The sequence below is a fragment of the Nocardioides sp. NPDC047086 genome, assembly GCF_040643685.1.
GTDB lineage: Bacteria > Actinomycetota > Actinomycetes > Propionibacteriales > Nocardioidaceae > Nocardioides.
Map to the genome: position 1 here is coordinate 34,942 of NZ_JBEYUV010000032.1, position 24,380 is coordinate 59,321.

At 70.1% G+C, this 24,380-nt stretch carries 19 protein-coding genes and 1 pseudogene; 12 read left to right on the forward strand and 8 right to left on the reverse strand.

Annotated features, from left to right (window positions below):
* Window positions 1–44: 44 nt before the first annotated feature.
* The 3 genes from ABZ796_RS20915 to ABZ796_RS20925 are packed head-to-tail and all read left to right on the forward strand — an operon-like array spanning window position 45 to window position 5,268.
* Window positions 45–2,150, forward strand: coding sequence for a hydantoinase/oxoprolinase family protein (locus ABZ796_RS20915; RefSeq protein WP_357339453.1), 2,106 nt, complete (start codon window positions 45–47; stop codon window positions 2,148–2,150).
* A complete protein-coding gene (locus ABZ796_RS20920; RefSeq protein ID WP_357339454.1) occupies window positions 2,147–3,967 on the forward strand; it encodes a hydantoinase B/oxoprolinase family protein in 1,821 nt (606 codons plus the stop codon). The genes ABZ796_RS20915 and ABZ796_RS20920 overlap by 4 nt, the downstream gene beginning before the upstream one ends.
* A 53-nt stretch (window positions 3,968–4,020) precedes the next feature.
* Window positions 4,021–5,268 carry an amidase gene (locus tag ABZ796_RS20925; protein WP_357339456.1) on the forward strand — a complete coding sequence of 416 codons (1,248 nt, stop codon included), beginning with the start codon at window positions 4,021–4,023 and terminating at the stop codon, window positions 5,266–5,268.
* Here the strand turns inward: ABZ796_RS20925 and ABZ796_RS20930 are convergent.
* Window positions 5,252–5,941, reverse strand: a complete 690-nt coding sequence (locus tag ABZ796_RS20930; protein ID WP_357339457.1) for a GntR family transcriptional regulator — start codon at window positions 5,939–5,941, stop codon at window positions 5,252–5,254. The two genes, ABZ796_RS20925 and ABZ796_RS20930, sit on opposite strands and share 17 nt — an antisense overlap.
* Before the next feature lie 97 nt (window positions 5,942–6,038).
* Window positions 6,039–6,164, reverse strand: a pseudogene (locus ABZ796_RS20935) (1,4-dihydroxy-2-naphthoyl-CoA synthase); the annotation flags it as partial.
* Between the two features lie 227 nt (window positions 6,165–6,391).
* On the opposite strand from ABZ796_RS20935, the gene ABZ796_RS20940 reads away from it, so the two are divergent.
* Genes ABZ796_RS20940 through ABZ796_RS20950 form a run of 3 tightly spaced genes read left to right on the forward strand, consistent with a single transcriptional unit; the run spans window position 6,392 to window position 8,577 of the window.
* Window positions 6,392–7,735 (forward strand): diacylglycerol kinase family protein, encoded by a 1,344-nt coding sequence (locus tag ABZ796_RS20940; RefSeq protein WP_357339458.1) that lies wholly within the window; start codon window positions 6,392–6,394, stop codon window positions 7,733–7,735.
* Complete coding sequence (locus ABZ796_RS20945; RefSeq protein WP_357339459.1) at window positions 7,692–7,910, forward strand: amphi-Trp domain-containing protein; 219 nt, start codon at window positions 7,692–7,694, stop codon at window positions 7,908–7,910. Before ABZ796_RS20940 ends, ABZ796_RS20945 begins: the two co-directional genes overlap by 44 nt.
* 10 nt (window positions 7,911–7,920) lie before the next feature.
* Window positions 7,921–8,577: a phosphatase PAP2 family protein gene (locus ABZ796_RS20950; protein WP_357339460.1), complete on the forward strand. Its 657-nt coding sequence runs from the start codon at window positions 7,921–7,923 to the stop codon at window positions 8,575–8,577.
* 13 nt (window positions 8,578–8,590) lie between these two features.
* Here the strand turns inward: ABZ796_RS20950 and ABZ796_RS20955 are convergent, their stop codons facing one another.
* Both ABZ796_RS20955 and ABZ796_RS20960 read right to left on the reverse strand, forming a co-directional pair.
* Window positions 8,591–10,009, reverse strand: a complete 1,419-nt coding sequence (locus tag ABZ796_RS20955; RefSeq protein ID WP_357339461.1) for a DUF2252 domain-containing protein — start codon at window positions 10,007–10,009, stop codon at window positions 8,591–8,593.
* A gap of 81 nt (window positions 10,010–10,090) precedes the next feature.
* On the reverse strand, window positions 10,091–11,056 hold the full coding sequence (locus ABZ796_RS20960; RefSeq protein ID WP_357339463.1) for a 1,4-dihydroxy-2-naphthoyl-CoA synthase: 966 nt from the start codon (window positions 11,054–11,056) through the stop codon (window positions 10,091–10,093).
* A 72-nt stretch (window positions 11,057–11,128) separates the two neighbouring features.
* On the opposite strand from ABZ796_RS20960, the gene ABZ796_RS20965 reads away from it, so the two are divergent.
* The 4 genes from ABZ796_RS20965 (at window position 11,129) to ABZ796_RS20980 (ending at window position 13,016) form a co-directional block, all read left to right on the forward strand.
* Window positions 11,129–11,503, forward strand: a complete 375-nt coding sequence (locus tag ABZ796_RS20965; RefSeq protein WP_357339465.1) for a MerR family transcriptional regulator — start codon at window positions 11,129–11,131, stop codon at window positions 11,501–11,503.
* On the forward strand, window positions 11,500–11,835 hold the full coding sequence (trxA, locus tag ABZ796_RS20970) for a thioredoxin (protein WP_357339467.1): 336 nt from the start codon (window positions 11,500–11,502) through the stop codon (window positions 11,833–11,835). The genes ABZ796_RS20965 and trxA overlap by 4 nt, the downstream gene beginning before the upstream one ends.
* A 48-nt stretch (window positions 11,836–11,883) precedes the next feature.
* Window positions 11,884–12,333 (forward strand): nitroreductase family deazaflavin-dependent oxidoreductase, encoded by a 450-nt coding sequence (locus ABZ796_RS20975; protein WP_357339469.1) that lies wholly within the window; start codon window positions 11,884–11,886, stop codon window positions 12,331–12,333.
* A gap of 65 nt (window positions 12,334–12,398) precedes the next feature.
* A complete protein-coding gene (locus ABZ796_RS20980; RefSeq protein WP_357339471.1) occupies window positions 12,399–13,016 on the forward strand; it encodes an amino acid-binding protein in 618 nt (205 codons plus the stop codon).
* Between the two features lie 120 nt (window positions 13,017–13,136).
* On the opposite strand, the gene recD is transcribed toward ABZ796_RS20980, so the two are convergent.
* From recD to ABZ796_RS21000, 4 genes are all read right to left on the reverse strand, one after another.
* Window positions 13,137–14,894, reverse strand: a complete 1,758-nt coding sequence (gene recD / locus ABZ796_RS20985) for an exodeoxyribonuclease V subunit alpha (protein WP_357339473.1) — start codon at window positions 14,892–14,894, stop codon at window positions 13,137–13,139.
* The gene (locus ABZ796_RS20990; protein WP_357339475.1) at window positions 14,891–18,160 is read right to left on the reverse strand and encodes a UvrD-helicase domain-containing protein; all 3,270 of its coding nucleotides are present in this window, start codon (window positions 18,158–18,160) and stop codon (window positions 14,891–14,893) included. The genes recD and ABZ796_RS20990 overlap by 4 nt, the downstream gene beginning before the upstream one ends.
* Window positions 18,160–21,552: an exodeoxyribonuclease V subunit gamma gene (gene recC, locus ABZ796_RS20995; RefSeq protein WP_357339477.1), complete on the reverse strand. Its 3,393-nt coding sequence runs from the start codon at window positions 21,550–21,552 to the stop codon at window positions 18,160–18,162. The genes ABZ796_RS20990 and recC overlap by 1 nt, the downstream gene beginning before the upstream one ends.
* A gap of 111 nt (window positions 21,553–21,663) precedes the next feature.
* Entirely contained in the window at window positions 21,664–22,212 is a 549-nt protein-coding gene (locus ABZ796_RS21000) for a hypothetical protein (RefSeq protein ID WP_357339479.1), read from the reverse strand.
* A gap of 161 nt (window positions 22,213–22,373) precedes the next feature.
* Here ABZ796_RS21000 and ABZ796_RS21005 point away from each other — a divergent pair, with 161 nt between their 5' ends.
* Complete coding sequence (locus ABZ796_RS21005) at window positions 22,374–22,841, forward strand: hypothetical protein (protein WP_357339480.1); 468 nt, start codon at window positions 22,374–22,376, stop codon at window positions 22,839–22,841.
* Window positions 22,838–24,271 (forward strand): hypothetical protein, encoded by a 1,434-nt coding sequence (locus tag ABZ796_RS21010; RefSeq protein ID WP_357339481.1) that lies wholly within the window; start codon window positions 22,838–22,840, stop codon window positions 24,269–24,271. The genes ABZ796_RS21005 and ABZ796_RS21010 overlap by 4 nt, the downstream gene beginning before the upstream one ends.
* The last annotated feature ends 109 nt before the right edge of the window (window positions 24,272–24,380 follow it).

The following is a 24,380-nucleotide window of genomic DNA, read 5'->3' on the forward strand; positions in this document are numbered from 1 at the left end:
AGTGGGTCGAGAGAACGGCCCAGCAACGAGCAGATCGGACAGCGATGAAGCGCATTGGAGTGGACGTCGGTGGGACCTTCACCGACCTCGTCCTATGGGATGACGACGGCACCGTGACGGTGCACAAGACGCCGTCGACGAACCACGACCCGTCGATCGGCACGATGGCGGGCATCGAGGTCCTCGCCGAACGGGCGGGGATCGACCCGAGCGAGATCGAGATGTTCTTCCACGGCACGACGGTGGCCACCAACATCGTGCTCGAGCACAACGGCAGCGACGTCGGCATGATCACGACGGACGGGTTCCGCGACCTGCTCCACATCGCCCGCAAGAAGCGGCCGCTCAACTACTCCAACTACCAGGACCTGCCCTGGCAGAAGTGGCAGCTGGTCCCCCGCCGCAACCGCCGCACCGTGCCCGAGCGCATCGATGCCTCGGGTGCCGTGCTGACCCCGCTCGACGAGGACGCCGTACGCCGCGAGGTCCGGATGCTGCGCGAGCGTGGCGTCGAGGCGATCGCGGTCGCCTTCCTGCACGCCTACCGCAACCCGACCCACGAGCAGCGGGTCAAGCAGATCATCGCCGAGGAGTTCCCGGGCGTGTTCGTGTCGCTCTCGAGCGAGGTGGCACCGCAGTACCGCGAGTACGAACGCTTCTCCACGACCGCCCTCAACGCCTTCATCGGACCGAAGACGTCGCGCTACATCGAGAACCTCGCCGGCAAGGCCAAGGAGGCGCAGGTCGGGGAGGACGTACACCTGATGACGTCCGCGGGCGGTCTGGTCACCTCCCGCAGTGCCAGCGAGATCCCCGTCTCCCTGCTCACCAGCGGTGTGGTCGCCGGTCTGCTCGGCGGTTGCGCCATCGGCGAGGCGTCGGGCTACCCGAGCGTCATCACCCTCGATGTCGGTGGCACCTCGGCCGACATCGGGGTGGCCCCCGACGGCAAGCTGCGCATGAAGCATCTGCTCGACACCCGGATCGGTGACTACCACGCGATGGTCCCGATGGCCGAGGTCGACACCATCGGTGCGGGCGGCGGGTCGATCGCGATGGTCGACGACGGTGGCATGTTCCGGGTCGGCCCGCGCAGCGCCGGGGCCGTGCCCGGCCCCGCCTGCTACAACCGCGGTGGCACCGAGCCCACGTCCACCGACGCCATGGTGGTCATGGGCTGGCTCCGTGAGGACAGCTTCCTGTCCGGCTCGATGGAAGTGATCCCGGCCCTCGCCGAGGACGCGATCCGCACCCATGTCGCCGAGAAGCTCGGCACCAGCCTAGAGCAGGCGGCGATGGGCATCTTCACCATCCTGGCCCATTCGATGACCGAGGCCATCAGCCTCCACTCGGTGCGCAAGGGCTACGACCCGCGCGACTTCTCGCTGGTCGCCGAGGGCGGCGCCGGCCCGCTCTTCGCCTGGCAGATCGCGGAACAGCTGGGCATTCCACGGGTGATCGTCCCCGGCCACCCCGGCATCACCTCTGCCGTCGGTCTGCTGACCACCGACATCCGCTACGAGGTCCCGACCACCGTGTGGACCTCGTCGGACGAGCCCGACGTCGACCTCATCGGAGCCGAGATGAAGCGGCTGGCGGACGAGGCGACCGCCCAGCTGCTCGCCGACGGCGTCGACGCCACGGGCATCACCCTGGAGCGCAGCGTCGACTGCCGCTACCTCGGACAGGGGTATGAGCTGCGCGTCCCGGCGCCGGACGGTGACATCGACGCCGAGTGGGTCAAGCAGACCGCCGAGGCGTTCCACGAGATCCACGGCCGCACCTACTCGCAGCGCTTCGACGACAAGCCGGTGCAGCTGATCAACATCCGGGTCACCGGCGTGGGGGCGATGTCCCACGTGCGTATCCGTGAGATCGAGAAGGGCGGCGCCGACGCCTCCCACGCGATCAAGACCACCACGAAAGCACTGTTCTGGGAGCCCGGCTCCACCGAGCCGGCCTGGCACGACACCCCGGTCTACCGCCGCGAGGAGCTCCTCGCCGGCAACACCTTCGCCGGACCGGCGATCGTCGAGCAGTTCGACTCCACCACCATCGTCGGCGTCGGTCAGCGGGCGACCGTCGACCCTGTCGGCCACATCATCATCGACCGGCTCACCGACCGGTCCGCCGAGGAGGCTTCCGCATGAGCAAGACCCCTATGCCACGCTCCGGCGTCTCACTGGCCGGCGAGGCGACCCGGACCTGGAACGACGTCGACGTCGACCCGATCACGCTCCGGGTCATCGGCGGAGCGCTCGACTCGATGGCCAAGGAGATGGCCCAGGTCCTCTACCGGATGGCCTACTCGAGCCTCATCCGCGAGTCCGAGGACCTCGGCGCCGGCATCTTCGACGTGAACGGTCGCGAGCTGTGCGAGTCCGACTCCACCCCCATGCACTGCGGCTCGATCCCCGCGTACATCCGTGGCATCGACCGACGCCTGAAGGGCACGTACAAGCCGGGTGACGTCATCCTGCACAACCACCCCTACCACGGTGCGGCCCACTCCCCCGACTACGGCATCGTGATCCCGATCTTCTGGGAGGGCGAGCACGTCGGTTTCGCCGGCTGCACCGGCCACGTCTCCGACATCGGCGGCAACTTCCCCGGCCTGTGCATGGACGTCGTCGACGTGTGGGCCGAGGGCAAGCTGATGGACTCCATGAAGATCTACGACGGTGGCGTCCGCAACGACATGCTGATCCAGCACATCCTGGACAACGTCCGTACGCCGGAGCAGAACCGCGGCGACCTCGAGGCTCTCGTCGCGTGCGCCCGGATCGGCGAGAAGCGCTTCCTCGAGCTGCTCAAGCGCTACGGCATCGACACGGTCATGAGCGCGAGCGAGCGCTGGATGGACTACTCCGAGCAGATGCTGCGCGCGCGGATCCGCGAGATCCCCGACGGCAGCTACGAGGCGCCGATCGGCTATCTCGACGACGACGGCAAGAACCGCGGTGTCCCGCTCAAGGTCGCGGTGCGGGTCGAGGTCAGCGGCGAGGACGTCCTGGTCGACCTCACCGGCTCCAACGACCAGGTCCAGACCGCCTTCAACGTCCCGTTCGAGGGCTCGGTCCTGCCGGTGGCCGTGAGCGCGATCCGCACGATCCTGCTCGACGAGGCCGTCACCGAGGAGTACGTGCCGCAGAACGACGGGTGCTTCCGCCCGGTGAAGGCCTACGCGCCAGAGGGGACGATCTTCAACCCGGACTTCCCGGCGTCCTGCTTCGCTCGCTTCTCCCAGGTCAACCGCGTCTTCGACTCGATCAACCTGGCGTTGGCGCCGGTGCTGCCCGACCATGCCGTGGCAGGCTCGTCAGCAGCACTCTGCGCCATCGCCTATTCCGGCCTGGCCGATGACGGGGAGTCGTACTGGGTCTACATCGAGATCAACGAAGGCTCGTACGGCGGCCGCAACGGCAAGGACGGCATGGACGCCGTCGACGCCCTGATGGCCAACACCCGCAACAACCCGATCGAGGAGCTCGAGCTCAACCACGCGATGCAGGCGCTGCGCTACGAGCTCCGCGACGAGTCCCCTGCCCCCGGGCGCTGGCGGGGCGGGATCGGCAGCGTACGGACCTGGCTGATGCAGACCGACACCTTCCTGGGCTCCGAGGCCGACAACCGGACCGACGCCCCTGCCGGCGCGCTCAGTGGTTCGAACGGCGTCTCGGGCTCGTTCGTACGCAACGTCGGCACGGACCGCGAGGAGGTGCTCTTCTCGAAGGTGACCCAGGAGGTGATCCGCGCCGGGGACACGCTCGAGATCAAGATGCCGTCCGGCGGCGGTTTCGGCGACCCGTTCGAGCGCGACGCCTTCGCCGTCCTCTCCGACGTGTGGGACGAGTACCTCACCGCCGAGGATGCGGAGCGGGACTACGGTGTCGTCGTCGACACCTCGACCTGGACCGTGGACGACGAGGCCACGGCGCGGCTGCGCGCGGCGCGGGTGTCCGCCTGACCAGGACGGGCGGGGAAGCGTCCACCTGGACTCCCCCCGCAGATCTCCAGCGCGTGGAGGACCGCCTCAACACGGTGATCAGCTGGGTCCCACCCGTACCGACGGCACGACCGGGGCCGCTGGCGGGGCTCACGTTCGGGGTCAAGGACAACATCGAGGTGGCCGGGGTTCGCTCGACTTGCGGCTCGGCCTTCCTCGCCGACAACGTGGCCGACGCCGACGCACCCGTCGTCCGTCGGTTGCGCGGGGCCGGAGCGGAGCTGATCGCAACGCTGAACCTGGCCGAGTTCGCCATCGGAGTCACCTCGCAGAACTCCGCCGCCGGGGGCCCACGCAACCCGTGGGACCCCCGGCGGGTGCCCGGCGGCTCCAGCGGCGGTTCCGGCGCTGCGGTGGCAGCCGGTCTGGTCGACCTCGCACTGGGCACCGACAGCGGCGGCTCCATCCGGCTGCCGGCCTCGGCGTGCGGCGTCGTGGGGCTGCGGCCGAGCCCGGGGCTGATCGACGTCACGGGTGTCTACCCGGTCAGTGCCGACTTCGACACGGTCGGCCCCATGGCACGTACGGTCGACCTCGTCGAGCGCGCCTTCGACGTGCTGACCGACCGGCCTCACCGTCCACGTCCGCGACCGAGCGTCCTCGGCGTGCCGCGGCACTTCGTGACCGACGACGTCGACCCCGCGATCCGCGCAGCCGTAGACGGCATGGTCCGTACCCTCGGTGATCTCGGTTTCGAGGTGGTCGAGGTCGATCTGCCACGCTCGGAGACCGCACAGGCGCACGTCTACACGCTGCTGTACGCCGACCTCGCCGAGGTCCATCGCGACCGGCTCGGCGCCGACCCGACCCTGTTCCAGCCGGCGACCTTGGAGCGCATCCGGGTCGGGTTGGACATCGGCTCGGCAGATCGGCGTGAGGCCATGGTCGCGCGCAGCGAGTTCCGAGCGGACCTACGTCGCGTGTTCGAGGAGGTCGAGGTGGTGGTCACGCCGACGCTGCCCGTCGACGTACCGCTCGCCGACGAGAGCGCCCCGGTGCTGCAGCAGTCGGCTCGGATGGGCCAGCTCTCCTACCCGTGGTCGCTGCACGCCGGGCCGACCCTCTCGGTCCCTGTCGGCTTCCACCCGTCGTCGGGCATGCCGATCGGGGCGCAGCTGACCGCGGCGCTCGCCGACGAGGCGGCACTGTTCACCGTCGGTCGCGCCTACCAGGACGCGACCGACTGGCACACCCGCCGCCCTCCGGTGAGCATCGAGCGGTTCGCCGGAGACGACGGCGCGGAGGTCAGGCCTCGCCGGTGAGGAGGTCCATCTCCTTGTAGGCGTCACTGAGCAGATCCAGGTGGCGCCGCATCTCCGCCATGGCCGCCATCGAGTCTCTCCGCTCGATGGCGGCCAGGATGCGTAGGTGGTCCTGCTTCGAGCTCGCCCAGAAGTCCTCCTGCGCCCGGCCCCGGGCGAACCGGTCGCGGAGCACCCGGAACACCGGCGCACAGACCAGCTCCAGCATCGGGTTGCCGGTCGCCTGGAGGATCTGCAGGTGGAACTCCTGGTTGCCCTCATAGCTCGACGACGTCCCGGGGAGCTCGACGGAGTCGCGCATCTCGTGCAGCTGCCGATCGGTGCGCAGGTAAGCCGCCGTCCCGGCGGCGTGCACCTCGGTGAGCAGTCGCACGTCCATCAGCTGGTCGACCGTCACGGTCTGGGCGACTGTCATCAACGCCACGCTGTTCCCCACGTGCGCCGTCAGCCGGCTGATGTCCGGGACGGCGACGAACGTGCCGCCGGTGGTGCCACGCGTGGTGATGACCAGGTTCTCGCTGGCGAGGATGCGCGTCGCCTCGCGGATCGTGCTGCGGCTGAACCCGAACTCCTCCATGAGCTCGGCCTCGCTCGGCAGCCGCTCACCCGGTTGGAGGTCACCGGACAGGATCCGAGCCCGGATCCGGTCGGCGATCACGGCATAAGCGGGCATTTTCGGGACTGACGTCATAGATGCTCACCTGCCACGCAACAGAGTCTAAGCGGTGGGGCCGGCGGCCCCCCTCGCTCCCGAGCGCGTCCGGCGGGGCGTAGGGCGACCAGTCGGGCTCGCGCTTCTCCAGGAACTGGTCACGGCCCTCCTGGGCCTCATCGGTCATGTACGCCAGGCGGGTGGTCTCCCCGGCGAACATCTGCTGGCCGACGAGACCGCGGTCCGGCTCGCGACCGCCCCGCCATCGTGCACCACCTCAGCGACGAGCCGTCCTTCCCCTCGAGCTCCGCCCGTCGGACTGGCTGGCCACCGGTCGGGTTCACACGTTCTGTATGACGCCGGTCTCCACGTCGGTGGGTAGCTTGCGATGATGCCAACGCTGCAGTGCTCGCCGCCGGCGCCGGCGCTGGGGTTCCTCCATGGCATCCCTGCTCAGGGAGGACCTGTCTGGTGAGACGACTCCTGGCGACCACCACGCTGGTGGTGGGGGCGGCGACCTTCGTGCTCGCCGTGGTGGTCGCGGTCGCCGAGTTCCCGCGCGGCGTCGTCTTGGTCGGATGCGTGCTGATCGCCGGGGCGAGCGCCTGGTACGGCATTCTCCGGCGCCGTTCTGCGCGGGTGGCGGGGCTGGCCGTCGCCGGCCTCGCCATCGTCGCGGCGATGGGCATCATCGTGGTGGGCGGGGCTCCGCTGGTCGACCTGCTGGTGGTGGCCGGGGTGTTGGCGAACTTGGCGGCGGCGCGCGGCACGCTGGCGGTGCACGTGGACCTGCCGGGCGCCCCCGCACCCCGCCACCCGGTGCTGTTCTTCAACCTCAGATCCGGCGGTGGGAAGGCGGAGCGTTTCGAGCTCGCCAAGGAGGCGCGCGCACGTGGCATCGAGCCGATCGAGCTGAGAGCCGGCGACGACCTCGAGGTGCTCGTCCGAGAAGCGGTCGCACACGGCGCGGACGGGCTCGCGATGGCGGGCGGGGACGGCTCGCAGGCCACCGTTGCCGCGGTCGCTGCCGAGTTCGGGCTGCCGTACGCCTGCGTGCCCGCCGGCACCCGGAACCACTTCGCCCTCGATCTCGGCGTGGACCGCGATGACGTGGTCGGCGCGCTCGATGCGTTCGTCGACGCTGGTGAGCGGCGGGTGGACGTCGGGGATGTCAACGGCCGCGTGTTCGTCAACAACGTCTCGCTCGGGCTGTACGCCGAGGCAGTTCAGCGCAAGGGCTACCGGGACGCCAAGATCCGCACCCTGCTCGACACCGTGCCGGACGTTCTCGGCCCGAGCGGTGACGAGCTCACCATGCGATGGCGCGGTCCGGGAGGCCACGTGCACCGCGGTGGCGCCGCGGTGCTGGTCTCGAACAACCGCTACCGGCTCGGCCGGGCGGTCGGCTCAGGCACGCGGCCACGCATCGACGACGGTCTGCTCGGCATCACCGTCGTCGGTGCCGTCTCGTGGCGTGACGACGAGGGCCGCGCGTTGCAGCGGCCGTGGCGCGAGTGGTCTGCGCCGACGTTCCGGGTCGATGCAGAGCGACCGATCGCCGCCGGGATCGACGGCGAGGCGCTTATCCTGGAACCACCCTTGGACTTCAGCATCCGACCGGGCGTACTGCGCGTTCGCGTGGCCCGCAAGCACCCGGGCACATCCCCCTCGGCGATCCTTCCCGACGGCATCCGGGCTGGGGTCGTCGAGCTGGCGCGGATCGCGCTCGGCCGAGAGCAGAAATCCTCAACGTCACAACAAGGAGATCGCAATGGACCTGATGGAAGTCACCGAACGGGCGAGGCTGCGTCGTGAGGACGTCGCGAAGCGCCTGCACGCCCTGGCCGACGCGCTCGCCAGCAACAACGAGGTCGAGTTCGAACGAGGAGGACTGCGCTTCAAGGTGCACGTACCCGACGAGGTCGACTTCAAGCTGGAGGTCGAGATCGGGGACGACGAACGCGAGGTCGAGATCGAGCTGAAGTGGTGAGAGAAGCAGGGTGAGCGTCCCGTCGGGATCAGCGCCGGTTGAGGTACGGCTGGCCGACCGGCTCACGATCCATCGGGCCAAGACGGGCACGACCTCGCTGCTGGTCGACGTCCTACGACGCCTCGGCAGCTGCGACCGTGCCGGGTACCGATCGGTGGCGGGGCTCTCCACACCGTTGCTGGACGCGCCGCTGAGGTGGGTCTCCGACTTCGCGAACCACTCCAAGCCGTGGTTCCTCTACGCCGGCTGCCTCGCGCTCCGCGGCGGGAGACGGGGACGACGCGGCGCGCTCACCGGGCTCGCGGCTCTCGGCGCTGCGTCCCTGGTGGTGAACCGACCCATGAAATCGGCGGGCGCACGCGCCCGGCCCGACTGGGATGCTCTCCGGGTCCCGCCGCGGCGGCGGGTGCGGATGCCGTCCTCGACGTCGTTTCCATCGGGCCACTCCGCGTCCGCGGCCGCCTTCGCCGTTGCGGTCGGTGACCTGCTGCCGACGCATCGAAGGCCGCTGCTGGCGGCAGCCTCGGTCGTGGCGTTCTCGCGGGTGTACACGGGCGTGCACTACCCGAGCGACGTCCTCGTCGGAGCGGCGGTGGGCGCCCTGCTCGGGCGGTCGGCGTCGCGTACGGTGCGCCGGCTGGGGGTGCTCGACGCGGACCAGCTGTGATGCCAGCCGGCGCTCAGCCTCTCCGAGCCACGAGCCGCCCCTCGTCGATCGCGCGACGGAACGCTGCGTAGTCCCGCTCGTTCTGGTCGGCGTACGCCTCGGCGAACCTCGAGATGGCCCGGTCGAACCGATCACCGGAACCGAGGTAGCTCGCGATGGCGACCGGGTCACCGGAGCGTGCGTGGGCCCTTGCCAGCGTCCACCCGCACAGCCGGGCGTAACCGGTCAGGGCAGCGGGATCCATCGCCTCCACGGTCGCCGAACCCTTGCCGTCCCACAGCTGCCGGACGAAGAAGTCCCGCTCGACTCCGTCGAGCCCGGCCGCACGCACCCAGCCGAGCAGCACATCGCTGGCAGACTGCATCAGTCGCTGCCCCTCGACGACCCGTTGACCGTGGTTGGCGAAGGCGCTCTTGCCGAGGAAGGGTTCCAAGACCGATGCCTGGGCCTCCTTGGCCTGGAGGAACAACGGGTCCTGGTCGTCGTTGCCGAGCAGCAGGACGATCCAGGCGCGGGTGCCGACGCTGCCCACCCCGACCACCTTGCGGGCCGCGTCGGTGAAGCGAAACCCCTCGAGGAGGTGTCGATGATCTCCATGCAGCGTCTGACGGTAGGTGTTCAGAAGGGCATGGAGCGTCTCCTCGACGTCACGGGACTCGTGGTCGGGCATCAGGTCCTCGATCCTCGTGATCACCGGAGGATCGCTGATCAGGCGCGGCCGGCCGTCCACGATCTCCACGAGCTTGGAGAAGGCCTTCATGCTGTTCTTCGACTGCGCCTTGGCCACGTTCTTGCGGAAGCGCCTGAGCTGCTTGTCGTCAACCTGGGAGCGCACCACTGCCTCCAGCTCGTCCATATCCAAGCGGGCGTACCACACGTCGAGCTTGCGCATCCGCGCCAGATCCTGCATCGCCTCTCGGTACGACGATGCGGCAGCCAGGTTGATGGCCCCGCGCACGGCGTCGTCGAACTCGCGGTCACGTCCCGCGACCGCGAAGCTCGCCACCATCCGCTTGACGTCCCACTCGAAGGGGCCCGGCAAGGACTCGTCGAAGTCGTTCAGGCTGAAGACCAGGCGGCGGTCCGGTGCTGCGTACGACCCGAAGTTCGAAAGGTGCGCGTCGCCGCACAGCTGGACGGTCAGGTCCGTGCGCGGCACCCTCGCCAGATCTGCCGCCATCAGGTAGGCGGAGCCACGGTAGAACGTGAACGGCGACACCAGCATCCTGCCGTAGCGGAGCGGCACCAGCTCCGGCACCCGACTGGCTGCCTGCTCCTCGAGAAGGGCGACAGGGTCGGCGCGGTCCGTCGCCGGTTGCCACTCGCCGTGCACCGAGCGCGGGACCTCCGCCCGCGCCGCTCGGCCCACCGATGCCCGCTCCGCCAGGGTGAGGTGGAGGCGTCCAGGTGCCTGCGTCTCGATGGAGGTCATCACTCCATGCGACCTCACCCACCGGTCATCGGCATCACGCAGCCTGTGTGACGCGTCGGGCGTCAGTCGGTGGAGAGCCCCTCAGTAGTACCAGGGGTAGGGCGACCAGTCGGGCTCGCGCTTCTCCAGGAACTGGTCGCGGCCCTCCTGGGCCTCATCGGTCATGTACGCCAGACGGGTGGTCTCGCCGGCGAACATCTGCTGGCCGACGAGACCGTCGTCGAGCAGGTTGAAGGCGTACTTGAGCATCCGCTGGGCGGTGGGCGACTTGCCGTTGATCTTGCGGCCCCACTCGAGCGCGACGTCCTCGAGCTCGGCATGAGGGACGGCGCGGTTGACGGTGCCCATGCGGACGCCGTCCTCGGCCGAGTACTCCTCGGCGAGGAAGAAGATCTCGCGGGCGAACTTCTGGCCGACCTGGCGGGCGAGGTAGGCCGAGCCGTAGCCGCCGTCGAAGCTCCCGACGTCGGCGTCGGTCTGCTTGAAGCGCGCGTTCTCCGCCGAAGCCAGGGTGAGGTCACAGACGACGTGGAGGGAGTGGCCGCCGCCGGCGGTCCAGCCGGGGACGACGCAGACGACGACCTTCGGCATGAAGCGGATCAGTCGCTGGCACTCGAGGATGTGCAGCCGGGCGAGCTTCGCCTTGTCGATCGGGGTGGGCTCCTCCGCGCCGGTCCGGCCGGCGGCGTACGGATTGGTGGTCGAGCTTGTCGAGACCTCCTCGTACTGGTAGCCGGCCTTGCCGCGGATGCGCTGGTCGCCGCCGGTGCAGAAGGAGAACTTGCCGTTCTTCTCCGAGGGCCCGTTGCCGGTCAGGAGCACGCAGCCGACGTCGGCGGACGTCCGGGCGTGCTCCAGCACGCGGAGGAGCTCGTCGACGGTGTGCGGGCGGAAGGCGTTGAGCACGTCGGGGCGGTCGAAGGCGATGCGTACGGTGCCGTGCTCCTTGGCCCGGTGATAGGTCAGGTCGGTCAGACCCTCGAAGCCGGGGACCTCGTCCCAGCGGCTCGGGTCGAACGTGTCGGAGACTCCCTCGATGGCGCTCATGGGGTGAGGTTATCCGGCCGGGCTATCGCGGGCTTGACCTTGCCCCCAGGGGCAAGGTCTACGGTCGTACGCGTGCAGATCAAGGAGCTCGCGGATCAGGCGGGTGTGACGGTGAAGGCCGTGCGCTACTACGAGTCGCGCGGGCTGCTCATGCCGCGACGAGCGGGCAACGGCTATCGCGACTACGCCGAGGTGGATGTGCAGGTGGTGCGGGAGATCCGCGCTCTGCTGTCCCTCGGCCTGACCGCCGAGGAGACGCTGCCGTTCGTCGACTGCCTGCGCGCCGGCAACGACCGTGCCGACGTGTGCCCAGCCTCGCTCGAGGCCTATCGACAGCGCATCGCCGAGATCGACCGGCGGGTCGCAGAGCTGACCGCCCTGCGTGGCGAGCTCGCCGGCCTGCTGCACGAGGCCGAGTCCTATCACCCTGAAGGAGAGAAGCAATGAGTCAGACCGTCGTGATCGAGGACATCACCGATGCCCGGTTCGTCGAGGACGTACTCATGTCCGAGACGCCGGTGCTGGTGGAGATCTGGGCCGAGTGGTGCCCGCCCTGCCGTCAGCTCGCACCGATCCTCGAGAAGATCGCCGCCGAGCGGGTCGGCAGCCTACGGGTGGTGAAGCTCAACCAGGACGAGAACCCGGCCACCTCCGCCGACTACCGGGTCATGGCGGTTCCGACGATGCTCCTCTTCCGGGGCGGGAAGCCTGTGCTGCAGATGGTCGGCGCGCGGCCGAAGTCGCATCTCGACCGCGAGCTCGACAAGGCTCTGGCCTGATCGCGAGTCCCCTTGGAATAGGCGACGCCTGCTGGTGTTCTAGAGAGCATGACCGAACTGCAAGGTGAATACGTCCCGAGCACGGCCGACTGGGTGCGCGAGCAGGTTGCCGCGTTCGAGGCCTCCAACGGCACCGAGGCCAACGTCCTCGAGCGCGACGGCAAGCCGATCATCCTGATCACCAACCGCGGCGCGAAGACCGGCGCGATCCGCAAGACCCCGTTGATGCGCGTGGAGCGCGACGGCCGCTACCTCGCGGTCGCCTCGATGGGCGGCAGCGACAAGAACCCCGCCTGGGTGGCCAACTTCCGCGCGTACCCCGACATGGTGCTCCAGGACGGCGACACCAAGAAGGCGTACGTCGCGCGCGAGCTCTCCGGGGCCGAGCGGGACGAGTGGTGGGACTATGCCGTGAAGACCTGGCCGACGTACGGCGAATACCAGCCCAACACGTCCCGGATCTTCCCGCTCTTCCTGCTGGAGCCGGCCGACAAATAGGTCACCAATTGACCGGTGTGTAACCGGGACAGTGCCACGACTGTCGGTTCACGACGCTAGGGTCTATGGCCATGCCGTTCCTGCTACGCGTCGAGCTGCCCGATGTCCCGGGTTCCCTCGGTCGCCTCGCCTCCGCCATCGGTGAAGCCGGCGGCGACATCGAGGCGATCGAGATCGTCGAGAAGAACAAGGTCGACGGGAGAGCTGTCGACGATGTGCTCCTCGAGACCCAACCGGGAACGATGCCGGACTCCATCGTGTCGGCGTGCAACGAGCTCGACGGCGTGCACGTCGTCTGGATCTCCCGCTACGCCGCCGGTGGCAACCTCTTCCTCGACCTCGAGGCCGTCGAGGACCTCACCGAGAATGCCCACGAGGCGCTCGACCGGCTCGTGGACGTGCTGCCCCTGACCTTCCGTGCCGATTGGGCCATCCGTGTCCACCGCGTCAAGGGCATCGCCCGGTCCACCGACGGCTCTCCCGAGCACGTCCCCTTCATCGAGCTCGACCGCCCCGAGCGGATCGAGGTCGAGGGCGAGGACGAGAACATGTTCGCCGGAGCCCGCATCGACGGCAACGAGATCGTCATCATCGGCCGCCGCGGCGGCCCCGACTTCCTCGACTCAGAGCTGGCCCGTCTCGGCCACCTCGCCTCCCTCGCCACCTCCATCGCCCGCTCATAACCCTCGCCGAGACGTCACTTCTGCAGGCCGAGACGTCACCTGGGCCGGCCGAGTTGGCACCCGCGCGCCGGCTCGGCCGACGTGCGTGACGTCTCGGTCGTCCTGCGTGACGTCTCGGCGTCAGTGGTGGCCGAGCCGCTGGCGGAGGCCGGAGGCGCGCTGGGCCCGGTGGGTGATGGCGGCGGTGACGGCGTCGGGGGTGCCGACGATGCGTACCCGCTCCTGGGCCCGGGTGACCGCTGTGTAGAAGAGCTCACGGGTGAGCAGCGGTGAGTCGTCGGGCGGCAGCAGGACGGTGACCGACCTGGCCTGGCTGCCCTGCGACTTGTGGACGGTCATCGCGTGCAGGGTCTCGATGTCGCCGAGCCTCGAGGGCGCGTAGGTCGCGCCCCCGGCGATGGCGACGCGGAGGTCACCGGCGGCGTCGGTGTAGGTGACGCCGGTGTCGCCGTTGAAGAGACCGAGGCCGTAGTCGTTGGCGGTGACGAGGACGGGCCGGCCCGGATACCACTCGTGGCCCCAGCCGATGCCGAGCGGCTCACCGGTGGTCTCGGCGAGGCCCCGCTCGATCTGCCGGTTCCAGTGGGCGACGCCCCAGGGACCGTCGCGGTGGGCGCAGAGGAGGCGCGACTCGTCGAGCATCCGTACGCAGCGCTCCGCGTCGCCCGTGAGCGCAGCCTCGTGAAGAGCGGCGGCGTGAGCGATCAGGTCGCGCTCCACCTCGGCACCCCGGGCCTCGTCGTCCGGGTCGACGAGCTCGACCGCAGGATCGCCCGACTTGAGCACATCGAGCGCCGCGTCGGCGTCGCCGACCCGCAGCGCCTCGGCGAGGGCGCCGATCGCGCCACCGAAACGATGGGTGATGCGGAGGGCGGCGACGGCGTCGGGCGAGCGCACGGCGAGCCCGGCGACGAGGTCGGAGAGCACCGCCCCGGCCTCGACGCTCGCGAGCTGGTCGGGGTCGCCGACGAGGATCAGCCGGGCCTCCGGACGTACGGCCTCGAGCAGCCGGGCCATCATCGTCAGCGAGACCATGCTGGTCTCGTCGACGACGATCACGTCGTGCGGCAGCCGGTTGGTGCGGTGGTGCTTGAAGCGCGTCGAGGAGCCGGGCCGCCAGCCGAGCAGCCGGTGGAGGGTCGAGGCGCTCAGCCCGTCGAGCCGGGCGCGATCCTCGGAGGTGAACTGGGGTGCCAGCTGGGCGCCCTCGACGGCCTCCTGCAGCCGCGCGGCCGCCTTGCCGGTCGGTGCGGTCAGCGCGACCCGCAACGGCGTCGGGGACTGCTCGGTGAGCAGCGCCAGCAGCCCGGCGACGGTCGTCGTCTTGCCGGTGCCGGGTCCGCCGGTGAGGACTGTCGTCGACTGCCGGGCGGCGGCGAGCGCGGCGGCGCGCTGCTCGGCGTAGCCCTCGCCCGGGAAGAGCCGGGCCGCGGTCGCCTCCAGCATGGCCTCGTCGGCCACGGGTCGGGGTGAGGCCAGGCGGGCGAGCAGGTCGTCGCGTACCTGTCCCTCCTCGCGGTGATAGCGGTCCAGGTAGAGGAGGCCGTCCTCGACCTGCACCAGGGACTGCGCGGCCAAGGGGCTGTCGGCGACGGCCTCCAGCCAGCCGGCTGCGGCGGGCCAGGGCAGCGTCTCCTCGGTCTCCCGCAGCGCGGCCAGGTCGACGCAGACCGATCCGTGCCGTACGGCCCGGACCGCCAGCGCCACCGCCAGTCGCACCTCGTCGCGCTCTTCTCCCGCGAGCGCGGCGGCGCGGGTGGCGACGTGCACATCGGCAGCGGTCAGGACGCCCTCGCTGTTGAACGACGCGAGCAGGCCGGTCGCGGACCGGGCCAGGCGTACGTCGAAGGGATCCTCGGACTCCCAGCGCTCGATCATGCGACCGTGCCTCCGTCCAGCAGGTCGGACAGCGCGACCGCCAGGGAGGCGGGCGGCTGCCAGGTGAAGACGCCGGTCGGGATGCCGTCGACGACAGGGGTGTCCGGTCCGAGCATCCCGCGGACGTAGAGGTAGAGCACGCCGCCGAGATGCTGCTCGGGCTCGTATCCGGGCAGGCGCCAGCGCAGGAAGCGGTGCACCACCGCGGAGTAGAGCAGCGCCTGCAGCGGGTAGTGGGAGTGCAACATCGCCTCGGCGAGCTTCGGCTGGGTGTAGTCCATCGCCTCGACTCCCAGGAAGTTGGTCTTGTAGTCGACCACCACGAACCTGCCGCTCGGCAGCCGCAGCACCACGTCCACCGAGCCGGTCAGATAGCCCCGCAACGACTGCTCGCCCAGCGGCGGAGCCTCGAGCCGGTCGGCGTACGTCACCATCGGGTCGTCCGCCGGCAGATGCGCCCGCAGCAACGGAGCGAGGTCGCGCAGACGGACATCGGCTCCGTCGTGGCCGTCGCCACCCGCCAACGGGATCTCGAAGTCGAGCTCGCGCAGCCGGTCGCGCAGCGGGATCTCGGCCAGCGTCAGCCCGTCGGCGAGCGGGCCGAGCGAGGTCAGGTTGAGCGGCAGGATCGCGGTCGCGAGGTCCTCGGCGGTGGCAGGCACCGGCCACCAGCGCAGCTGCTCGCGGGTCTTCGCCAGCAGCTCCTCGGCGAGGTCAGGGGCTTCCGGGTCGGTGTGCTCCAGGACCGCGTGGACCAGCGATCCGAAGCCGGCGCCCTTGGGCAGCTCGGCCATCGGCGAGAGGTGCTCCTCCTCCGCAGGGGCCTCGACGAGATCGACGTCCTCGGCGATCGGCTCGTCGTCCTTGCCCTCGACCTCGGGCTCCGAGGTCGCCGCGACGCCCTCGTCGACCCGGATGAGCCCCGAGTAGGACGTACGTCGCCACTCAGCGTCCACCTCACGGGTGAACGGCCGCGCGGCGAGGACGCCGGAAGGCGCCTCACGCACGGGCGTCGCCGCCGTCACCGGCACCGCTTCCTCGGCTGTCGGGCCGTTGTGGCGAGCGACGTTGCCCAGCAGGCTTGCCGCGTCCCCGTCGCTCGGCACGGCCACGGTGTCGGGAACCGTCGCCTGGCCGGGGCCGCGCCCGAACAGCAGCCGGTGCAGTCCGCCGGTGGCCGTGTTGGCGGTCGGCGCCCACCACGCGACGACCTGCGACTGCGCCCGGGTCAGGGCGACGTAGAGGTCGCGCAGCTCCTCCCCCAGCTCCTCGGCCTGGTGTCGGGCCAGGTGCTGGGCCCACTGCGCACCGGTCCGGGTGACATCGATCGTCCGCTGCCCCTGGGCGTCGTGGAATCGGGCGACTTCGGGGTCACGCACGAAGAAGTCGTAGGCGAAGGGCAGGTAGACGATCGGGTACTGCAGGCCCTTGGACCCGTGCACCGTCACGATCTGCACCGCCGCGGCGTCCGAGTCGAGCCGCCGCGGCCGCTCGGCGGCGGCAGAACGCCGCCGCTCGTCACGGAACCAGGCCAGCAGCGCCGGCAGCCCGAGCGAGTCGCGCACCGAGATGTCGTGGAGCAGCTGCCCCAGATGACGTACGTCGGTGAGCAGCCGATCCCCGTCGGTGCGCCGCAGCACGCGCGCGGTGAGCCCGCGCTCCTCGGCCGCCTCGATCAGCGCGGCGACACCTCGGCCGCGGAGCAGCAGCGCCCAGCCACGCAGGGTGTCGGCGATGCGCGAGGTCAGGGCCTCTCCGCCCGCGTCGAGCTCGGTCGCGGTGTAGCCGAAGAACACGCTCAGCCCAGCCGCCCGCACCAGCGGCGTCCGATGGGGTGAGTCGAGCGCCTGGAGCAGCGCGAGCCAGTCCTCGCCGGCGGGCGTCAGGAAGACGTCGCCGCCGCCGGCCATCACCGCCGGGATGCCGTGCTCCTGCAGCACGCGCTGGACCAGCAGCCCGTGGGAACGCACCGCGACGATGACCGCGACGTCCCCTGCCTGGACCGGAGCATCGCACCAGGTGGCCCCGGAGCCGAGCAGCTCGGCGATGTCCCCGGCGAGATCCCGGGCGATGTGGTTGCGGGCGTCGCCGGCGGTGATCATCTTGCCGCGGGTCAGCTTGAAGCCTCTGCGGCCCACCCGGCGGATCCGGAACGGCGAGGGATTCGGGGCACCGGCCAGCCGGGACCCGTCGTGATGCGCCTTCACGTCGTGGACGACGATCTCGGGAGAGCCCAGCGCGGCGCCTCGCAGGACCACCTGGAGCCGCTCGACCAGGGGGGCGTCGCTGCGCCAGTTGGTGTCGAGCGTCGCCTGCGTCTCAGCGGCTCGGGCGGCCGTCAGGTAGGTGAAGACGTCGCCGCCGCGGAAGGCGTAGATCGCCTGCTTCGGGTCACCGATGAGCACGAGGGTGGCGTGGCCGTCGAACGCCCGGGAGAGCACCTGCCACTGCACGGGGTCGGTGTCCTGGAACTCGTCGACCAGGACGATCCGCCACCGCTGTCGCATCCGTGCCCGTGCCGGCGCCGACGGGTCCTCGAGCGCGACCGCGAGCCGGGAGAGCAGGTCGTCGTAGGACAGCACGCCGCGCATCTGCTTGCGCCGGTCGACCTCGTCCCGCACCGCCTCGGCGAACCGCACCCGCGCGCCCGCGACCGGGTCCTCGGCCGGCGCCGGGGCCAGCACCGACTGCGGGTCCTCCACGGCGATGCGCGCCAGCCCCAACGCGTCGTCGCGGTCGAAGGGCGGCCGCTCCCGGGCCTCGCCGAACCACTTCAGGTAGAGGTCGTCGACGACCTCCACGACCAGCTCGTCGAGCGACTCGACCAGCTCGGCACCGGCGTCGGTGTCACCGGCCACGCCCAGCGAACGCAGCACGAGCTGACAGAACTGGTGGGTCGTCGCGATCGTCGCCCCGTCGAAGGAGGCGAGCGCGTCGCGCACGCGCTCATGGCGTACCAGGATCTCTTCGTCGCTCACCTCCAGCAGCAGCTCGAGGTGGGCGTCGAGCGGGGTCGGGCGCTGTCCGGCGACCGCGGCCGCGAAGGCTCGCTCGGCCTCGACGAGGTGGGAGCGCACCCGGTCACGCAGCTCCTGGGAGGCGGCGCGACCGAAGGTGATCGCCAGGATCTCGTCGAGCGTCGCCTCCCCCTCGACGACGTAGCGGGTGACCAGGGCGCCGATGGTGAAGGTCTTCCCGGTGCCGGCCGACGCCTCGATCAGCATGGTTCCGGTCGGGAGCGGACCGGTCAGGTCGAAACCGTCCATCACCAGCTCCCCTGCTCGGCCGTGAGCAGCGGCGACCACACCCGCATCGCGAGCGCACCGAAGCGGGACGTCTCCCCGTCGAACTCCTCGCCGGGCCCTGGGAGATCACCCAGACCGGGGATCCCGGACCCCTTGCCCCAGGCCCGCACCTGCTCCACATCGGACTCCTCGCCCTCGAACCGTCCGTCGTTCCACTCCCAGCCGGCCTTGTAGAGCGCGTCGTCGATGCCGGCCTGGGTCCGCCGCTGGCGCGCGTAGGCGAGCGAGGTCTTCAGCGGCAGCGGCAGCGGCGCGGCGAGCCCCTGGTCGCGCAGGCGCACCAGGTCACGCAACACGTCGACGGCGGTGTGGTCGAGCGGCCCGAGCTGGGAGAGCCCGAATGGCGTACGCGAACGGGAGTTGCCGGGACGGCCCAGCGTCCAGGCGCTCCAGGCCCGGTCCTCGTCGGAGGCGGCCAGCGCGACCAGTTGCACCCACGACTCGATCCGCTGTTTGGCGCCCAGGCGGGAGTACGTCACCGGAGCGAGCCTGTCGCCATAGACCTGTGGGACGGTGCCGGTCAGGCGGCGGCCGTCGCCGAGATCGACCTCGACGTCGACCGCTCGCGCCTGTCCGGTCGAGATGCCCGCCTGTCGCACCCGCAGCGCCTCGGCCGCGATCGGCTTCGCCTTGGTGATCACGTCGGTGAGGATGCGCCAGCCGAGCCACTTCGGAGGCAGTACGCCGCGGCGCCACTCCTGCTGGGTCGCCTGCTCCTCCGACATCCCGGCGAGCAGGTCGTGGAGCAGCCGGTCGCCCACCGACCACTGCCCCAGACCGTCGAGCTCGACCGGCAGACCGTCGGAGAGCGGGTCGTCATCACGCGGCAGCGCCAGGTCCAGCCGGTCGCGGAAGAAGGCGCGCACCGGCGCGCGGTAGAAGGCGAGCAGCTCCTCGAGCGTCAGGTCTCCGGCTGCGGCCGGCGCCAGCGGCGCGGGCAGGAACTCCGGCGGCTCGACGCGGTCGGACAGCGCCGCGAGAGCGCCGGCCTCGGCGGCCTTGTCGAAGGAGAAGGAGTGTCCGGCCACCAGCGCCCCGGGAGTCAGGTTGCGCGGGTCGAACGGCTGCAGCGGGTGCCTGGTTGTCACGACCTCCTTGACCGGCCTCCCGTCGGCGGAGACGGCCGTCGCGTCCAGCGTGTCCAGCAGCTCTCCCAGCGGCACCGCGGGCGGCCGCGGCTGGCCGGAGTACTCGTTGGCGCCCGTGTAGGTCACCACCAGCGTCTCGGTCGCCGCCAGCAGGGCGTCGAGGAACAGCTGCCGGTCCTCGCTGCGCAGGTCGCGCTCGCCCGTCTGCGGGTCGCGGGCCAGCAGGTCGTCGCCGTCGGTGATCCCGACCCGCGGGAACACCCCGTCGTCCATGCCGAGCAGGCAGACCACGCGATGGGGCACCGACCGCATCGGCACCAGCGTCGACACGGTCAGCGTGCCGGTGCGGAAGTTGGCGCGCGTCGCGCGCCCGGCCAGCCGAGCCCCCAGGAGCGCCCGCACGTCCGGCAGGCGCAGCTCGTCGACCTCGTGGTTCTGGGCGGCGTCTCTGACCCGGGACAGCTCACGAGTCACCTGGCCCGACTGCCACTCGTCGTCGGTCGAGACCGACGTCAGCGCGGCGACACCCTCCTCGATGACCTTCAACCAGTGCTCCAGCGGATGCACCCCGGCGAGCTCGTCGGTCACCCCCACCAGCCGGTCGACGAGCTCGGCGAACTTCCCGGCCAGCTCGACGCTGCCACTCCCTACGTCGTCCAACGGCAGCGTCGTGTCGAGCCAGGTCGCCGAGTCCTCGGACATCGCGACCCCGGTGAGGATCCGGTCCATCCCGAAGCGCCAGGTGTTGGCGACGTACGTCTCCAGCCCGAAGGGCTCGCGGTGCTCCGCGTCGAAGCCCCATCGGATCCCGGCGTCCTTGGCCCAGTCCTCGAGCTGCTCGAGGGCATCGTCGTTGAGCCCGAAGCGGCGCCGCACCGGATCGAGATGAGCAAGATCGAGTACGTCGCTGACCCCCGCCCGGCCGCCGGCCAGGTCCAGCAGCCTGGTGGCCACGTCCAGCAGTGGGTTCGTACGCGTCAACGACCGGTCCGCCAGCTTCACCCGCAGCCGGTGAGCGGGGTGTCCGGTCGCACCAGTCATCTCCCCGAGCCCGAAACCGGCCTCGATCAGCGGCGCGAAGGTCTCGATGTCGGGGCACATCACCAAGACATCGCGTGGCTCGAGCGTCGGGTCGTCCTCGAGCAGCCCCAGCAGCACCTCGCGCAGCACCTCCACCTGCCGTGCCTCGCCGTGGCACGCATGCACCTGGATCGAACGGTCCTCCGGGTCGAGCGCCCGCTCGGCCGCCTCGCCCAGCGTGTTGGCCCGGATGTCCTCCTGCAGCCACCCGAGCAGTCCGCCGTTGGTTGAGCCGCCGGAGCCGCTAGGAGAAGGCGTGTCGAAACCAACACAGTCGTCAACCGCCGCGAGCTCCGCCAGGCCCCGCTGCAGCTCCCGCGTATCGCGCCCCAGCGTCGCCAGCAACGGGTGCCCGACCGCATCGTGCGACCGGTCCGCCGTCCGCGCGACCGCCCCGTCCAGCCCGGCGAGCGCCTCCCACAGCGCCGCAGAGGGATGCGGCAACCACAGGTGCACCTCCCGGTGCTCCCCCAGCGCCGCGACCAGCTCGACGTCGGTCGCCGAGAGCCTGGTGTGGCCGAACAACGAGACCCGCTCCGGCAGCGCGAACTCCCCCGGCGCCTCCTTCAGCCTTGCGACCGTCGCGGCCTGCCGCTCCACCGGCGTCGGACCGCCGACCAGCCCGGCAACGGCCCGCCACAACGGCGGCTGCCAGCTGAGATCCTCGGCGATCTCCGCGCCCAGCCCGTCGGTGTCCCGCCCCGCACTCCAGTCGGCGACCACCGCCGGCCGCTGGTCCGCGTACGCAGCGAACAACCGCGCCATCCGCCGGGCCAGCGCCAACCGCCGCCCCCTCCGGCGTACGCCTTCCTCCGTCACATCCCCGTGCCCCAGATGCATCGCGAGGGGCTTGGCCCAGGGCTCGTCCAGCGATGCGTCGATCGCCGCCAGCACCGGCCAGGTCAGCGACTCCGGCGCCCAGGGATCCTCATCCCCCGTGCCCGCCACCTCGGCGAACAGCGACCACGGCGTCCGGAAGTCGACCCCCGCACAGATCCCGTCGGACCGCCCCTCCGCTGCCCCGAGCCGGTGCGAGAGCCGCTGCGACAACCACCGCTCCACCCCCCGCGCCGGCACCACCACGACCTCCGTCGCGAACGGATCCCGGAGCGGCACCGACAGCAGCTCGCCGAGCGAGTCGGCGAGCAGATCGGTCCGCGGTGCGCGGTGCAGATGTACGACCACAGACCGCAACCTATCGGTGACCGCCGACATCAGATCCTTGGACTGGGGACCTACCTACTGAGGCGGTTCAGTCGCCTACCTTGAAGCCCACCACAAACGACCCGACATCGATCAGCCCTCGAACTTGAACGACGGCATCACCTGGTTGATGAGCTCGTCAGTTTCGTCTCTCGTGACCCACTTGGGGTTGAACGACCAAGCAACCAGAACCTCCGACCCGCCCACCACAGTGCCGTAGTGATCGAACCTTTCAGTGTCGTTTGTGCCGCGGAGGTGAAAGAAAGTGCTGCCGCCGTACTTCACGTCGGGAAGTCGCTTCCCATCCGGGTAGGCCGTCTCCACGCGCGATAGCGCCGCCTCTGCAAGCTCATCGACGTCAGAAGCAAGGGTCGTCCCAACGTTAAAGATCCCGGAACCAGGCGAGAAACCATCTGCATCGTCTGGCGCACCAATGACGTAACTCCCATCCTCGGGTTTGACGTACCAGCCGGTCGGCGCGGTGAACTGCGCCCCGTCGAGCTCAGCCGTCTCGCCCTCTGCGGCCGGAGCGCTTGGGGACTCGGAGCCCGCCGAGGACCCGCTCGACGCGGTCGCAGGGGACTCAGGCCCTGATGGCTCATCACTTCCTCCACCACAAGAGCAAAGCGCGAACGAAGTCATGGTCGCCACGATGGTTACGGCGAAGCGTCGGGACGGGAGAGTCCGAGGTCCAGTCATGCTGGAGAGAATAGTGCGTCGCCCTGGATCACATTGGCAGTGACGATCCGACGGTCTCATGCCTAGACTTTGCTTACCGTAAGCAGATACTCGGGGAGGCCGACGTGGCAGGTTCAAACTCATCCGGAGTCGATGAGGCCCTGGTCAACAAGATCAAGCAGGTTCTCACGGAGGCCAAGGACGACGTCTACAAGGCTCATGTCGACAAGCCAGGGTCAGGGGACCTTGGCGGCAGCGCGACTGCTGGAGCGCTCGAAAAGCTCATGAACCTGGCCACCGAGCGCATCAATTCAACACTCTCGCAGACGAACACTGCGCTGATCGACTTCATCGACGGCCTGGACAATGCAGTGCGGGCTGTCAAGAACGCCGACGAAGAGGCTGAGGCTGCATTCCGCACGCAGTTGACATCGGCCGTCGACCAGATCAACAGACCCTTCTTCGAGAACCTGGGCAAGGACGGTCGGCTCAACCTGCCAGACGTCCCGATCCCGTTCTTCCCGTCCTCGGAGGCGCTAGAGACGGCGGCATCACGCGCTGAGCTCGGCCAGGATCAGGAGGCGAACAAGTGAACGCGCTCGCGGCAGGCGGCGGGGTCAGCAAGGGCGGCATGATGGTGATCCTCAAGCAGTATGTCGCCACTGCAAAGCCGGACGACGTCAAGGCACGGCTCGACGACTGGAAGCAAGCGCGCGAAGCGCTGGCGACGGTGGCGAGGAACCTGGAGTTGGCCAGCGGCCAATTGCCCAAAGCCTTTGAAGAGACATCCCTGACCACCGAAGCCGCCACGCGTGCGTTCCGTGAGGCAGCCGACAAGTTGAATACCAAGGTCGATCAGCTAGACGCCGCCATGAAGGCCCTGACAACGGCACAGGACGCAACGAAGTCGGCAAAGAGTGCCCACGACCAGTTGGAGGGCAAACTCCCGACCAACCACGGACCCCGGCCGGATGCCTCAGCCGCGCAGTACGCGCAGTCCGGCTCTGGCGTAGACACCGCGGCCGCCAAGGCGAATGCCAGCCAATTGAAGTCGGACCAGGCAGCGTGGGCAGCCGAGGAAGCGAAGATCGCCGCAGCAGAAGAGGCCGCCGCCAAACTCATCCAACAAATCGACGAAAGCAATTACTCGGCCCAACCTCCGGTTCGCGAGATCACCGACGCACCAGACCCCGACGGCCCCCATAGCGCTCCTTCAGCTCCATCGTCCCCCGGCTCCTACAGCCAGATCGCAGCGGCCAAGGCCCGGATGGAGAAGTACAACTCCGGGACGCTCTACCCCGACGGCTGGGGCCACGAGCTGATCGCTCAGGAGAAGGCGAACATCGCGGGCTACGAGGCCGAGAACAAGCCCGAGTGGAACGGCACCCAGTGGATCAACGCCGACGGCACGCCGGCGCCATCGACGTCGTACGCGATGGTCGAGACTGCTGACGGCCTCGCACCGATGGCCGGCGGAAGCGGCGGCATGGCCGCGCTGGCGATCGCTGGTGGCGGGGCGCTGCTCGGGGCCGGTGTGGCCAAGGCACTCGCCAACAAGTTCGCGGCCGGAGCTTCCGCCAAGGCAGGCACGGCCAGCGCCACGTCGAGGTCCGCAGCCGCCAGGGCCGGTGCCGCCGGGGCCCGCGCCGGTAGCGGAGCCGGCACGGGTGCACGCGGGGCTGGCGCACGTGGTGCCGGCGCAGGCGCAGGTGCGCGCGGCGCTGGTGGGCGTGGCGGCCGAGGCGGGCCGACGGGAGCGGGCAGCCGTGGCGGACGCGGTGGTGCCGGTGGCGCCGGTGGCGCCGGTGGCGCCGGTGGCGCCGGTGGCGCCGGTGGCGCCGGTGGCCGCGGCGGCAAGAAGGACGACAAGAGGAACGGCCAGGACCAGGACTGGCAGGCCGACTACAGCGACGACTGGACCGAGACGGCGAGCGACGTCCTGGATCCCAACGCGGCCCGCGGCTGGACTCCGAACCCTCCTCAGGGTGACGACGCCGACAAGAACGGCCGCAAGCCCTCGTAGGAACAGCGCTCACTGAATCGCCGGCCTCCTCCACGGCCCACCACCGTGGAGGAGGCCGGCGGTTTCGCATTGTCCGGAGTGGCAGCGCCCTCAGCCTGGTTGGATGGAC